At 63.2% G+C, this 13,657-nt stretch carries 12 protein-coding genes and 3 tRNA genes; 4 read left to right on the plus strand and 11 right to left on the minus strand.

Annotated elements, in window-relative coordinates; genetic code table 11:
- Nucleotides 1-492 precede the first annotated feature (492 nt).
- From I6L33_RS18465 to msbA, 10 genes are all read right to left on the minus strand, one after another.
- Nucleotides 493-579 (minus strand) — tRNA-Leu (locus I6L33_RS18465).
- A gap of 41 nt (nt 580-620) precedes the next feature.
- Nucleotides 621-694: transfer RNA gene (locus tag I6L33_RS18470), tRNA-Cys, on the minus strand.
- A gap of 34 nt (nt 695-728) precedes the next feature.
- A tRNA-Gly gene (locus I6L33_RS18475) sits at nt 729-804 on the minus strand.
- A gap of 179 nt (nt 805-983) precedes the next feature.
- On the minus strand, nt 984-1,538 hold the full coding sequence (gene pgsA, locus I6L33_RS18480; RefSeq protein ID WP_010633516.1) for a CDP-diacylglycerol--glycerol-3-phosphate 3-phosphatidyltransferase: 555 nt from the start codon (nt 1,536-1,538) through the stop codon (nt 984-986).
- A gap of 302 nt (nt 1,539-1,840) precedes the next feature.
- Nucleotides 1,841-3,691: an excinuclease ABC subunit UvrC gene (gene uvrC, locus I6L33_RS18485; RefSeq protein ID WP_024942413.1), complete on the minus strand. Its 1,851-nt coding sequence runs from the start codon at nt 3,689-3,691 to the stop codon at nt 1,841-1,843.
- Between the two features lie 188 nt (nt 3,692-3,879).
- Nucleotides 3,880-4,524 (minus strand): UvrY/SirA/GacA family response regulator transcription factor, encoded by a 645-nt coding sequence (uvrY, locus tag I6L33_RS18490; protein WP_005302696.1) that lies wholly within the window; start codon nt 4,522-4,524, stop codon nt 3,880-3,882.
- Nucleotides 4,525-4,736: 212 nt separating this feature from the next.
- The gene (kdsB, locus tag I6L33_RS18495) at nt 4,737-5,489 is read right to left on the minus strand and encodes a 3-deoxy-manno-octulosonate cytidylyltransferase (RefSeq protein WP_010633514.1); all 753 of its coding nucleotides are present in this window, start codon (nt 5,487-5,489) and stop codon (nt 4,737-4,739) included.
- On the minus strand, nt 5,486-5,686 hold the full coding sequence (locus I6L33_RS18500) for a Trm112 family protein (protein WP_025201447.1): 201 nt from the start codon (nt 5,684-5,686) through the stop codon (nt 5,486-5,488). The genes kdsB and I6L33_RS18500 overlap by 4 nt, the downstream gene beginning before the upstream one ends.
- Nucleotides 5,687-5,809: 123 nt before the next feature.
- Nucleotides 5,810-6,811, minus strand: a complete 1,002-nt coding sequence (lpxK, locus tag I6L33_RS18505) for a tetraacyldisaccharide 4'-kinase (protein ID WP_010633512.1) — start codon at nt 6,809-6,811, stop codon at nt 5,810-5,812.
- Nucleotides 6,811-8,577, minus strand: coding sequence for a lipid A ABC transporter ATP-binding protein/permease MsbA (msbA, locus tag I6L33_RS18510; protein ID WP_139397939.1), 1,767 nt, complete (start codon nt 8,575-8,577; stop codon nt 6,811-6,813). Before msbA ends, lpxK begins: the two co-directional genes overlap by 1 nt.
- Nucleotides 8,578-8,672: 95 nt before the next feature.
- Between msbA and I6L33_RS22155 the strand changes: the two genes are divergently transcribed.
- Nucleotides 8,673-8,801 carry a hypothetical protein gene (locus I6L33_RS22155; RefSeq protein ID WP_302054583.1) on the plus strand — a complete coding sequence of 43 codons (129 nt, stop codon included), beginning with the start codon at nt 8,673-8,675 and terminating at the stop codon, nt 8,799-8,801.
- On the opposite strand, the gene I6L33_RS18515 is transcribed toward I6L33_RS22155, so the two are convergent.
- Nucleotides 8,798-11,077, minus strand: a complete 2,280-nt coding sequence (locus tag I6L33_RS18515; RefSeq protein WP_216973086.1) for a DNA internalization-related competence protein ComEC/Rec2 — start codon at nt 11,075-11,077, stop codon at nt 8,798-8,800. The genes I6L33_RS22155 and I6L33_RS18515 overlap by 4 nt on opposite strands.
- Here I6L33_RS18515 and I6L33_RS18520 point away from each other — a divergent pair.
- From I6L33_RS18520 to I6L33_RS18530, 3 genes are all read left to right on the plus strand, one after another.
- Nucleotides 11,015-11,533, plus strand: a complete 519-nt coding sequence (locus I6L33_RS18520) for a DUF2062 domain-containing protein (RefSeq protein WP_011706585.1) — start codon at nt 11,015-11,017, stop codon at nt 11,531-11,533. The two genes, I6L33_RS18515 and I6L33_RS18520, sit on opposite strands and share 63 nt — an antisense overlap.
- Complete coding sequence (locus I6L33_RS18525; protein ID WP_216973087.1) at nt 11,527-12,021, plus strand: DUF2062 domain-containing protein; 495 nt, start codon at nt 11,527-11,529, stop codon at nt 12,019-12,021. Before I6L33_RS18520 ends, I6L33_RS18525 begins: the two co-directional genes overlap by 7 nt.
- Before the next feature lie 121 nt (nt 12,022-12,142).
- Entirely contained in the window at nt 12,143-13,651 is a 1,509-nt protein-coding gene (locus I6L33_RS18530; protein ID WP_216973088.1) for a helicase HerA-like domain-containing protein, read from the plus strand.
- Nucleotides 13,652-13,657 lie beyond the last annotated feature (6 nt).

Genomic DNA, 13,657 nt, shown 5'->3' on the forward strand with positions numbered 1-13,657 from the left:
TTTTGCAAAAGTGAATTACCGCAAAAACATATGCCCAGACCGCGCCAGATAAAGGATCTGCAGAGCGTTGAGGATCTGAGCTTTTTTGCAGGGCTTTACAGTTTGAAGGCAGTGTGGGTAGCCACAATGAACGCCTAAATCATTGAATAAATTAGGATGGTCGTATTTTCCGTGGGGATCGGACCTATAGGAAAGGATCCGGTTTGCCGCAGGGAAACAGCTTGAAGGCTTTTTGTTTCAGAGGGTTAGCTACCAGAAGTGGTTCTTTGAGAACTGAAATTTTGAAGGAGCTCTGTACCATTGGTAAGCCTATAGCCATACCCACGGAAAAAAAATTTTCCGACGACCACAACCACTACACGGCGGGATGATAGAGTCGGCAGAAATCGATCACCGAAATTTCTGTCGCCACTTTGGTGCCATTTGCCAAAAACAAAAAGGCCGCTATTGCTAGCGGCCTTTCGTAAGTCTTTGATTGCTTTATTCAATAACTGGTGCCCGAGGCCGGAATCGAACCGGCACGACGCGAACGTCGAGGGATTTTAAATCCCTTGTGTCTACCGATTTCACCACTCGGGCACCGCAATCGGTATCAAGCTCGCGTGGCGGGCTTGTCAATATGGAGGCACGTTCCGGAGTCGAACCGGACTAAACGGATTTGCAATCCGCTGCATAACCGCTTTGCTAACGCGCCATGCAAAAGAGAGAAACTCTCTATTGTCTGAATTTGGAGCGGGAAACGAGACTCGAACTCGCGACCCCGACCTTGGCAAGGTCGTGCTCTACCAACTGAGCTATTCCCGCATTGGTCTGGCTGACTGCCTGACTACGAGGACGCATTCTAGCGATGTTCCTCGCCCAGTCAACCAAAAATGTTTAATACCCTGATCGTTCGAGTGTTTTTTGCCCTTTTCCTGCCTTTTCAGCGCTCACGACCGTTTCCCAGCCCCAAGAACGGGGAAACGGTTCTTTGTGTCGGCAGCTCAGAACCGGGAGTGATAGCTGAGATCGCCCCAGGCGGCCTTCATGTACTGGAACATGGACCAGAAGGTAAGCACGGTGGCCACGTAGAGCAGCACATAGGCCAGCCACACCATCCAGATGTCGTACTGCCAGATGAGGCCGGTGAGCGAGACCATCTGGATCATGGTCTTCCACTTGCCGATCCAGCTGACCGCCACCGAGGAGCGCTTGCCAAGCTCGGCCATCCATTCGCGCAGGGCGGAGATGATGATCTCGCGGCCAATCATGGTCATGGCGGGAATGGTCACCCAGATGGTGTTGTAGTGCTCGACGATCACCACCAGCGCCGCCGCCACCATGATCTTGTCGGCGACCGGATCGAGGAAGGCACCGAAGGCGGTGGATTGATTCAGCTTGCGGGCCAGGTAGCCGTCAAACCAGTCGGTCGCCGCCGCCAGGATGAAGACGATGGCCGCCGCCAGATAGGACCACTGGTAGGGAAGGTAGAACAGGATGACGAAGACGGGGATGAGCAAGATCCGAAAAAACGTCAGCAGATTAGGAATATTTGTCATTATTTTCAGCCACTTCTTGTATGCCGCTACATGGTAGCCCCAAGCCGATCACGGATGCAACCGGACAGGCGCCCGCCTTGGTCTATTAATCCATCAACAACCTCAGGATGCGGGCCATTATGGCATTTGCGGCCCCCCGGCGTCACGGCTCTTGTGTGCCTGGACCCTGAAGGAGATGAACCCGGGGTGAATGGTGTGACTCACCTCGCCTCTTGTCGATACCCGGGGCGACAGCCCCTGCTCGCCGTCTGGGCAAACAGGGGCAACACGAAGGCGCATCCCCCCTTCTCGGCGACCAATGGCTAGAGCGAGTGCAGGGCATCGTGGATGGCTTGGGCCAGCTCCTGGCTGATACCGGGCACTTTGGCAAGCTCCTCCACCCCGGCTTTTTTCACCTCCTGCAGACCGCCCAGGTACTTGAGCAGCGCCTGCCGCCGTTTCGGCCCCACCCCCGGAATATCCTCCAGGGTACTGGTGGTGCGGGCCTTCGCCCGTCTGGCGCGGTGGCCCGTGATGGCAAAACGGTGGGATTCATCGCGGATGTGCTGGATGAGGTGCAGGGCGGGCATATCTGCCGGTAAATGCAGCTCTTCGTGACTCTCCCCCAGGATCAGGGTCTCCAGCCCCGCCTTGCGGGTCACCCCCTTGGCAATGCCCACCAGCAGCGGATATTTGCCCCCCAGAAACTCCAGCTGGCGGGCCAGGATCTCCTCGGCGCGGCGCAGCTGGCCGAGCCCGCCGTCGATAAACAGCACATCCGGCACCTTGTCCGGCTCCTGCTGCTTGCCAAAGCGCCGCTCCAGCGCCTGCTCCATGGCCGCGTAGTCATCGCCGCCGGTGATGCCGTCGATGTTGAAGCGACGATATTCCGATGAGAGCGGCCCCTCCCGGTTGAACACCACGCAGGAGGCCACGGTGCGCTCCCCCATGGTGTGGGAGATATCGAAGCACTCCATGCGGGCGATGGGGCGCTCCAGCTCCAGCAGCTCCTCCAGCTGATCGTAGCGGGCGGTGATGGTGCTCTTGTGGGCAAGGCGCGAGCGCAGCGCGGTCTGGGCGTTGATGGAGGCAAGCTTGATGAAGCGGGCCCGCTCGGCGCGGGTACGGCTCACCACCCGCACCTTGTAGCCGGCGGTCTGGCTCAGGGTCTGCGCGATCACGTCCTCGTCTTCCAGCGCCACATCGAGCAGCACCTCGCTCGGGATCTGCCGCCCCCCCTGCCCCGACAGATAGAACTGCAGCAGGAAGGATTGCACCACCTCGTCGAGCTGGGTATCGGCCGGCACTTTCGGGAAGTAGCTGCGCGAGCCCAGCACCTTGCCCTGGCGGATGAAAAGCACGTGGATGCAGGCGGTCCCCTGCTCGAAGGCCACCCCCACCACGTCGAGCTCGTCCAGTACGTTGCCGCTCACCGACTGCTGTTCGGTCACCCGGCGCAGCGCCTGGATCTGATCCCGATAGCGGGCCGCCTCCTCGAAGCGCAGATCGCCGCTGGCGGATTCCATCTTGCCCACCAGCTCGCCTATCACCTGCTGGTTCTTGCCCGCGAGGAACAGCTTGGCCAGCTCCACCTGCTGGGCATACTCGGCCTCGCTCACCAGCCCGGCCACGCAGGGGCCGGCGCAGCGCTTGAGCTGGTAGAGCAGGCAGGGGCGGGTGCGGTTGGCATAGACTGCATCCTCGCACTGACGCACCGGGAAGATCTTCTGCATCAGGTGCAGGCTCTCGCGCACCGCACCGCCGGAGGGGTACGGGCCGAAGTACTCCCCCTTCACCTTGCGGGCACCGCGATGGACGCCGATACGCGGGTGCTGATGGGCGGTGATGATGATCCAGGGGTAGGACTTGTCATCCCGCAACAGCACGTTGTAGCGGGGCTGGTACTGCTTGATCAGGTTGTGCTCGAGGATCAGCGCCTCGGTCTCGGTATGGGTGACCGTCACCTGCACGTCGGCGATCTGGCGCACCAGGGTGCGGGTCTTGATGCTGTCGACGTTGGCCCGAAAGTAGGAGGCGAGCCGTTTCTTCAGATCCTTGGCCTTGCCCACGTAGATGACGGTGCCGCCGCTGTCGTACATGCGATAGACACCGCTCTGATGGGTGACGGCACTGAGAAACGCCTTGCTGTCGAAGAGAGGTTCAGAGGAGGTCATGCTGGCTCCGGCAACGGGGATTGAGGTGTTGGGTCTGGGATATCGCGGCAAGCGGAAGAACGAAAGAGAGGCTCATCGGCAACTCGGCTCAACGGATGAAAGCAGAAGACGGCACAGAGCATACTGCGCCAGACCGGCAAAAAGCAAAAAGGCGGCACAGGCCGCCTTTGATGGCTACACGCCGCCCGTTACAGGGTATCGGCATCCAGCATGCCATAGCGAATGGCCAGATGGGTCAGCTCCACATCGCCATTGATATTGAGCTTGCTGAACAGCCGGTAGCGGTAACTGTTGACCGTCTTCGGGCTCAGGTTGAGCTGCTCGGAAATATCGGTCACCTTCTGCCCCTTGGTGATCATCATCATGATCTGCAGCTCGCGCTCGGAGAGGGACTTGAAGGGGTTCTCGTCGGCCGAGGCAAACTGGCTCAGGGCCATCTGCTGGGCGATCTCCGGGGAGATGTAACGCTGACCGGAGTGGACCAGGCGAATGGCGTGGATCATCTCGTCCGGTGCGGCGCCCTTGGTGAGATAGCCGGCGGCCCCCGCCTGCATCACCTTGGTCGGGAACGGATTTTCTGAATGAATGGTCAGCACTATGATGCGCACATCGGGTCGGATCCGCAGGATCTTGCGGGTTGCCTCCAGGCCGCCGATGCCCGGCATGTTCATGTCCATCAGGATCACGTCGGGATGGTTCTGACGACAGAAAGTGACTGCGGTTTCCCCGCTCTGTGCCTCACCCACCACCTTGATCCCGCGGACATCTTCCAGAATGCGTCTTATCCCTGTACGCACCAACTCATGATCATCGACCAGGAATACATTAATCACCCAAACACCCCGTTTTTTATCTCGTTATATGCCAGTTAGGGTTAACACGGCGTCTTGCATCATAACCAAACTCGTCGATTTGGCAAACCATGGCCGGGAAAAGTTTGAAAGTGCTCATAAATGACGTTTGTAATCAAATAATTATGTAAAGATTAAACACAAAAAACGGCGCCCGCAGGCACCGTTCAGAGTCATTTTTGCTGTTGTCGGCATCAGTTCGCCAGCAGCGCACGCACCTTGTCCAGATCGGCCTGGGTGTCCACCCCGACCGGCGGCGCCTCGAGGGCCTGGGCCACGTGGATCTTCTCCCCATACCAGAGCACCCGCAACTGCTCCAGCGCCTCTACTTGCTCGAGCGCGCTCGGCGCCCAGTCCACATAACGCTGGATGAAGCCGGCGCGATAGGCGTAGATACCGATGTGACGCTGGTAGTGATCGCCAATCTGCTCGCGGCTTGCGGCAAAACGATCACGATCCCACGGAATGGAGGCACGGCTGAAGTAGAGGGCGTAGCCATCCTGGTCGGTCACCACCTTGACGGCGTTCGGGTTGAACGCCTCTTCGGCGTCCTGAATTGGCACAGACAGAGTCGCCATGGGCGCGCTGGCGGCGGCCAGGTTGTCCGCCACCTGACGGATGATGACCGGCGGAATGAGCGGCTCGTCCCCCTGCACGTTGACCACTATGGTGTCGGCGGCAAAACCATAGTGACGGCACACCTCGGCCAGCCGCTCGGTACCGGACTGGTGATCCTTCGAGGTCATGCACACTTCGAACCCGGTCTGGCCGGCCAGCGCCTGCTGCACCCGCTCATCGTCGGTGGCGACGATCACCCGATCGGCGCCCGACTGCAGGGCCTTTTCCACCACGTGCTGTACCATGGGCTTGCCATGGATGTCGGCCAGCGGCTTGCCCGGCAGCCGGGTGGAGGCGTAGCGGGCCGGAATGACGACGACGAAGCTCATGACGACAGCTCGTCGCTATTGAGCGGACGGGCGCGGTTCTCCAGCAGCACCGGGATCCCCTCCTCCAGCGGATAGGCCAGCTTGTCGAAGCGGCAGACCAGCTCATGCACGGACTTGTTGGATTGCGGATGATAGTGCAGCTTACCCTTGCAGACCGGGCAGGCAATGATGTCGAGCAACTTGATGTCCAAAGCCAAAACGATACTCCTTCAACGATGTCGCGCCAGCGGCTTAATCACGCCGGCGATGGGTGTCGAACCAACCAGATGTTTCATGCGGGGCATGACAAGCCCCCTTCTCTCCCGCGCTGGCGAGCGAGATCAACCTTGTGCCTTGGTTGCGCCCTGCCCCTTCCAGCTCGCACCCAGCTTGTGCAGCAGGGTATCGAGCAGGGAGGCGGGCAACTCGGCGCTGACCGGCAGATACCACCAGTTGTCGAGGGCAAAGGCGCGGCACTTGACCGCATCCTTCTCGGTCATCAGCAGCGGCTTGCCGGCAAAGCGGCCCACCAGCTCGTCCCGATCGAAGGGATGGTGATCCCCGTAGGCCACCCGCTGATCCAGCTGGTAACCAAGCCCCTCGAGGGTGGCGAAGAAACGGGGCGGATGACCAATCCCCGCCAACGCGTCGACCGGACCGGCCAGCGGCGTGGTCAGCGGGGCCTCATCGCGTACCCGACGCGGGGAATCGGCCACCAACCTCATGGGATACTCTCCCCGCCCCGGCTCGCCGCCGTTGCAGATGATGGCGTCCACCCGCTTGAGCCGGGTGACCGGCTCGCGCAGCGGCCCCATGGGCAGCAGGCAGGCGTTGCCAAAACGGCGCGCCCCGTCCACCACCACCAGCTCGATGTCGCGGGCCAGCGCATAGTGCTGCAGGCCGTCGTCGGTGATGATGATGTCCACCTCACCGCTCTGCTCCAGCAGACGCACCGCATCGGCCCGCCTGGGCGCCACCACCACAGGGCAGCCACAGCGCCTAGCGATCAGTACCGGCTCATCCCCCGCCTGCGCCGTGGTGCTGGCGGCATCAAGCCGGTAGGGGTAATGGGGCGCCTTGCCGCCATAGCCGCGGCTCACCACCCCGGGGCGATAGCCGCGGGCCTGCAACTGCTCCACCAGCCAGACCACGACCGGGGTCTTGCCGTTGCCACCCACCGAGATGTTGCCCACCACTATGACTGGCAAGGAGGCACGATAGCCCTTGCGCCAGCCGTGCCGATAGGCGTAGCGGCGGGTGCCGCTGATGACGGCAAACAGCAGGGCAAAGGGGGCCAGCAACCAACGCCAGCCACTCTTTGCATACCAGAGCCGCTCCAGCATCAGGCGTTGCCACCTGCAGCATGGCCGAACTGGATGGCGCGCAGCTGGGCATAGGTGCCCTGCTGGGCCATCAGAGCCGCGTGGTTGCCACGCTCGACGATATGGCCTTCATCGATCACCAGGATCTCGTCCGCCTTCTCGATGGTGGAGAGGCGGTGAGCGATCACCAGCGAGGTGCGCGCCTTGCACAGCTCGTCGATGGCCGCCTGGATGTGGCGCTCGGACTCGGTATCCAGCGCCGAGGTGGCCTCGTCCAGCAGCAGCACGGGGGCATCGCGCAGCAGGGCACGGGCGATGGCGATGCGCTGACGCTGACCGCCGGAGAGCGACGCGCCGTTCTCGCCGACCACGGTGTCATACCCGTTGCTCATCTTGCTGACGAACTCGTCGGCGTGGGCGATGCGGGCCGCCTGCTTGATCTCGTCGAGGCTGTATTGCTCTTCCGCGGCGTAGGCGATGTTGCTCGCCACCGTGTCGTTGAACAGGTGCACGTGCTGGGAGACCAGGGCGTACTGCTTGCGGAGCTCGCTCAGGCGGTATTCACGGATGTTGACGCCGTCCAGCAGGATCTCCCCCTGCTCGATATCGTAGAAGCGGGTCAGCAGGCTGGCGATGGTGCTCTTGCCAGAGCCTGAGCGCCCCACCAGGGCCACCGATTTGCCTGCCTCCACCTTGAAGCTGACGTTGTGCAGCGCCGGGGTGTCCTTGGTCGGGTAGGTGAAGGTGACGTTGCGAAACTCGATCTCGCCGCGGGCGCGCTCCAGGGTACGGGTGCCGGTATCCTGTTCCGGCTCGGTATCGAGCAGGCCGAACAGGCTGTGGCAGGCGGTGATGGCGCGCTGGAACTGGTTGTTGACGTCGGTCAGGCTTTTCAGCGGCTTGAGCAGCATCATCATGGAGGTGATCATGACGGTGAAGGTACCGGCAGTCAGCTCGCTGCGCACGCTGTCGATGGTGGCCACATAGAGGAAGGCCGCCAGCGCGATGGAGGCAACCATCTGCACCACCGGGCTGCCGATGGCATCGGCGGCGACCATCTTCATGGTTTGCTGGCGCATGTTGTTGCTGACCTTGAAGAAGCGCTTCTCTTCCACCTTTTGGCCACCGAACATCAGCACCTCTTTGTGCCCCTTGAGCATCTGCTCGGTGGAGGTGGTGATGTCCCCCACCGCCTGCTGGATGTGGCGGCTGATCTGACGGAAACGGCGGCTGATGAGGCCAATGATGATGCCCACCACGGGCCCCACCACCAGGAAGATCACCGACAGCTGCCAAGAGTGCCAGAACATCAGGCCGAGCAGACCGATGACCGTCGCTCCTTCCCGCACCAGGGTGACCAGGGTGGTACTGGCGGCCGAGGAGACCTGACTCGCGTCATAGGTCACCTTGGAGAGCAGGTGGCCGGTATTCTGGCGGTCGAAGAAGCTCATCGGCATCGCCACCATGTGGTTGAATACCTGCTGCTGCAGGCGCATCACCACGTGGTTGCCGACCCAGGCCATGCAGTAGTTGGAGAGGAAGTTGGCGACGCCGCGTAGTGCCACGATACCCAGCACGAAGAAGGGCATCCACTTGAGCACGGTCGGATCGTTGCCGTTGATCCCCTTGTCGATCAGCGGCTTGATGGAATAGACGAAGGTGGTATCCACGGCGGCGTAGCCCAGCATGCCGATGATGCCGCCAATCAGGCCAAGCTTGCGGTCACGGACATAGCCGAGCAGACGCTTGAAGACAGGCCAGCTGTCTTGTGAGGTTTCTTGTTGCATGAATAGCCGTTAATAAGGGAAATGACGGGCTATTCTAGCCAAAGCGCAGGATTACACCAAGCATCGCCAGCGCATGCCCCTCGCCAAGACGGCAAATGACGGCCGTTATCCCAGCCAAAGCGCAGGATTACACCAAGCATCGCCAGCGCATGTCCCTCGCCAAGGCAGGAAATGAAGACCGTTATGCCAGCCACAGCCGGGTTTACGCTCAGCGCTCAGGCTAAAATGCAGGCCGCCACCAGTCACCATTGCGACGAAACCAGGGGCCCTGCTCCCGCTCGGCACTGATCCGCAGCCCGTCCGCCGCAGGCTCGACCAGGATCTCCCCGTCCAGCCCGGTGACCCATTGCTGCGCCTCCCTGTAGCGAGCCACCACCTCGGGGCGGGGAAAGCCCCACTGGTTCATGAAGCCGGCGCTGTGTACCACATAGCGGGGGGCCACAGCCGCCACGAAGGGGGCCGTGGAGGAGGTGCGGCTGCCGTGATGGGGGCTTACCAGCAAGGTGCTGGCAAGCCCCTCCCCTTCCAGCGCCAGCAGCCGCTGCTCCGCCTGCCGCTCGATGTCGGCACTGAGCAGGATGCGCCGTTCCCCGTCGCGGATCTGCAGCACACAGCCGTCGTTGTTGTGACCGCCTCCCGGTTGCTGTGGCCAGAGCACCGCCATCTCGAGCCCCTGCCAGCGCCACTGCTGGCCACGCCGGCACAGGGTCGTGAAGCGGCCGAAGTCGAAGGAAGAGAGCTCGTGGCGTACCGGCAGAGCCTGCAGGATGGCACGCCGGTTGCCGGCGTGATCCCGGTCCTTGTGGCTGATGACCAGATAATCCAGCACCCGCACATCGAGCCGGTTGAGCAGCGGCAGGATCACGGCATCCGCCATGTTGTAGCCGCCTGGGTAGCGATCGCCGGTGTCAAACAGGATGCCGCGCTCACCCCGGGTGATCAGCACCGCCAACCCCTGCCCCACGTCCAATACCCTCAGTTGCCAGTGGGTCGGCGCCGGCCAGGCCGCCAGCAGCAGGGCCACGCCCCCCGGCAACAGCAAGGGACGACCGCCCGGCACATGCCAGGCGCACCAGAGCAGGGTCAGCAGCGCTGTGAGCGGCAGCACCCAGCCCGGCACCGGCCACCAGAGCTGCCACTGGCTGGCCAACCTCTCCAGCGCCCACAATATCCACTGCAGGCCGACATCGGCCAGCCAGAACAGCAGGTGGGCCAGCTCCCCCGAAAGCGGCGCCAGCAACACCCCGACCAGCGCCAGCGGTATGATGCCGATGCAAAAGAGCGGCAATGCCAGCAGATTGAGCAGCAGCGACAACGGCGCTATCCCCTCGAACAGCGCCAGTTGCAACGGCAGCAGCCCCAACAGCAACAAGCCCTGCAGACGGACGAGCCCGGGTTTGGCCTCCAGCAAGCTCGCCACCAGCAGCAGAGCCACCGCCAGGAAGGAGAGCCAGAATCCGGCCGAATAGAGGGCAAAGGGATCCCAGAGCGTCAGCACCACGAAGGCCCACAACCAGACGCGATGGGCCGGCCACTCCCGCCGTCGCCAGCGCAGCAGGCTCCACACCAGCACCATGATGAGGGCCCGTTCGGTGGCCACCGCAAACCCGGCCAGCCAGCTGTAGAGGGCGGCAAACAGCAGGGCGAGCAGAATCGCCCCCCGCAGTCCGAACAGCCGCCCCAGCCACCAGCCGAGCACCGCCACCAGCGCGATGTGCTGCCCCGAGATGGCGATGATGTGGGTCAGCCCGCTGCCGCGAAACAGGCTCCACTGCTCAGTCGTGATGCCGCCCTGCTCACCGAAGGTAAGCGCCGCCAGCAGCGGCCCCTGGTTCAGATCCTGCCAGTTGGCAGCGGCCCGGGCCAGCCAGCGCTCGCGCAGCCCCGCCGGCACCGCTTCAATCAGGATCACCCGGCGCAAGTTGCCGGTGGCGGTGATCCCCTTGCCGAGCAGCAGGCGCCGCCCGTCCATCCCCGCCTCGTTGGCCAGGCCGTGGGCCGGCTTGAGGGAGACCTCCAGGGTCAGGCGACTGCCTGCCGTCATGGTGGGCAGCGCCTGGTAGGCATTGATGCGCACCAGGGGCGCCGGGGTGAGCGCCTGCTCATCGAGCCTGTTCACCCGCAGCACCAGCCGGACAAATTTCTCGCCCTCGGGTTCTGCACTTTGCAGTTGTGCGGTTATGATGTGGCTCGTTTTTTTGCCAAGCTGATCCAGCCAGGCAAGCCGGTGGTGCAAATTCCCCTGCATCCAGAGGATGCCGCCCAGCAAGAACAGCAGCCGCCAGCAGCGGCAACCGGCGAGGGGGAACGCGAGCAGCAGCATCAGGCCACCCCATTCCCATGAAGGCAACCATGGCCAAAGCAGTGAGGAGCTTGCCCCGAGGGCAAACGACAGCAGGCGCAGATCCATGGTGCAAGTATTTAGCAAGGTTTCAATATGCCCAAACGACTCATACAACGCTGGCTGCCTGATCCGGCGACCCTCAAGGAACACAAGCACTTGCGGCTGTTTGGCAAGCTGCTGCTGGACGCCAACCTGTGGCACCTCAATCGGCGCTCGGCAGCTGGTGCCTTCGCGGTGGGGCTGTTCATGGCCTGGGTGCCGCTCCCCTGCCAGATGCTGCTGGCGGCCGGCGGCGCCATCGCCTGCCGGGTCAACCTGCCGCTCTCGGTAGCCCTGGTCTGGCTCTCCAACCCCTTCACCATGCCGCCGCTGTTCTACGGTGCCTACCTGACCGGCTGTCAGCTGCTGGGGCAATCCTCCCAGCACATCGAGATCGAGTTCACCTGGGCCTGGCTGGTGTCGGTGTTCGAGACCGTGGCCCCGCCGCTGCTGCTGGGTTCGCTGGTGCTGGCCCTGCTCAGCTCCCTCATCGGCTACGCCCTCATTCGCACCTGCTGGCGCATCAGCACCGTGCGTCAGTGGCAGAAACGCAAGGTGGCACGCGCATGCTGAATCACTGGTTTGCCCGCTTCAAGATAGACCCCGATACCCTGCGCCAGCAGAAGTGGTTCGCCCTGTTTGGCGAGCGCCTGCTCGCCCCCGCCCTCTGGCAAGGGGGGCCGCGCGCCCTGAGCGGGGCGGTGGCGGCCGGCATCTTCGCCTGCTGGTTTCCCATCCCCATGCATTCACTCATCGCGGTCGGGCTGGCGCTGGCGTTCAGCCTCAACCTGCCGCTGGCACTGCTGGCGGTCTGGTTCAACAACCCGCTGACCCTGCCCTTCATGTACCTCTACGCCTATCGCACCGGTTGTCTGGTGCTGCACAAGACGCCGGAACCATTTCACCTCAGCTGGACCCTGCACTGGCTGGAGCACGAGGCGGCTACCCTGGTGCCTCCCTTCCTGCTCGGCAGCCTGCTGCTGGCGGTGCTGACCGCCGCCAGCGGCGGCCTCCTCACCCTGCTGCTGTTGCGCCTCGGCAAGCTGGTCCGCCCCCGCTGATCCCCCGCCTCGTCAGCCTCTGGCGCGCTGACGAGGCACTGCCTTGCCATCCCCTGGTCCCGCTACCACACTCCTTGTAACCCGTTGTTTTTCGTCCCCCATTTGCCACAAGGAGCCCACCATGGCCGAACCGCTCACGCTGGCCCATGCCAATGGCCATCCCCTCGCCCTGCTGCCAGCCATGGCCAATCGTCACGGCCTCATCACAGGGGCCACCGGCACCGGCAAGACAGTCACCCTGCAGGTGCTGGCGGAGGGGTTCTCCCGCCTCGGCGTGCCGGTATTTCTGGCGGATGTGAAGGGGGATCTGAGCGGCCTTGGCGCCGCCGGGGCAGGCTCGGCCAAGCTGGATGCCAGACTGGCCCAGCTCGGCATTGCGGCACCCGCCTTTGCCGCCAGCCCCACCCTGTTCTGGGATCTGTTTGCCGAACAGGGCCACCCGGTGCGAGCCACCGTCTCCGACATGGGACCCCTGCTGCTCGCCCGCCTGCTCGGCCTCAACGATACCCAGAGCGGGGTGCTGGAGCTGGTGTTCAAGGTGGCGGACGACGAGGGGCTGCTGCTGCTCGATCTCAAAGACCTGCGCGCCATGGTGCAGTTTGCCGGTGACAACGCCAAGTCCCTCACCACCCGTTACGGCAACGTCTCCACCGCCTCCATCGGCGCCATCCTGCGCAACCTGCTCACCCTGGAGAGTGCGGGCGGCGATCACTTCTTCGGCGAACCCATGCTGGACATCCAGGATCTGCTGCAGACAGATGAGTCTGGCCACGGTCATATCAATGTGCTGGCCGCCAGCAAGCTGACCCAATCCAGCCGCCTCTATGCCTGCTTCCTGCTCTGGCTGCTCTCCGAGCTGTTCGAGCAGTTGCCGGAGGTGGGAGATCCGGACAAACCTGTGCTGGTGTTCTTCTTCGACGAGGCGCACCTGCTGTTCAACGACGCTCCCAAGGCGCTGCTGGAGAAGATTGAACTGGTGGTGCGCCTCATCCGCTCGAAAGGGGTGGGTGTCTACTTCGTGACCCAGAGCCCGGCCGACATCCCCGACAGCGTGCTGGGGCAGCTTGGCAACCGGGTGCAACACGCCCTGCGCGCCTTTACCCCGAGCGATCAGAAGGCGGTGCGGATCGCCGCCAACACCCTGCGGGCCAACCCCGCCTTCGATGCCGCCGGCGTCATCACCGAACTCGGGGTCGGCGAGGCGCTAGTCTCTCTGCTCGACGAGAAGGGACGACCCAGCATGGTGGAGCGCGCCTTCATCGCCCCGCCGGCCAGCCGCATCGGCCCCTTGAGCGACGCCGAGCGGCAGGCGCTCATTCAGGGCTCATTGCTGCACGGCCGCTACGAGACGCCGGAGGATCGCGAGTCTGCTTTCGAGCGGCTCAACGGCGGCAAGCTGACAACCACTGGCGAGCAAGGCAGCGAGCCGTCATCCAACGGGGAAGGCGGCCTGCTCGATACCCTCAATGGCATCCTGTTTGGCCGCACCGGCCCCCGTGGCGGCCAGCACGACGGGGTGGTGCAAACCGCCGCCAAGAGCGTGGCCCGCACCATCGGCAGCGAGGTGGGTCGCCAGCTGGTACGCGGCGTGCTCGGCTCCCTGTTGGGGGGTAGCAAGCGCCGCCGTTAAGGCCTA

The sequence above is a fragment of the Aeromonas sp. FDAARGOS 1403 genome, from assembly GCF_019047325.1.
Classification (GTDB): Bacteria; Pseudomonadota; Gammaproteobacteria; order Enterobacterales; family Aeromonadaceae; genus Aeromonas; species Aeromonas dhakensis.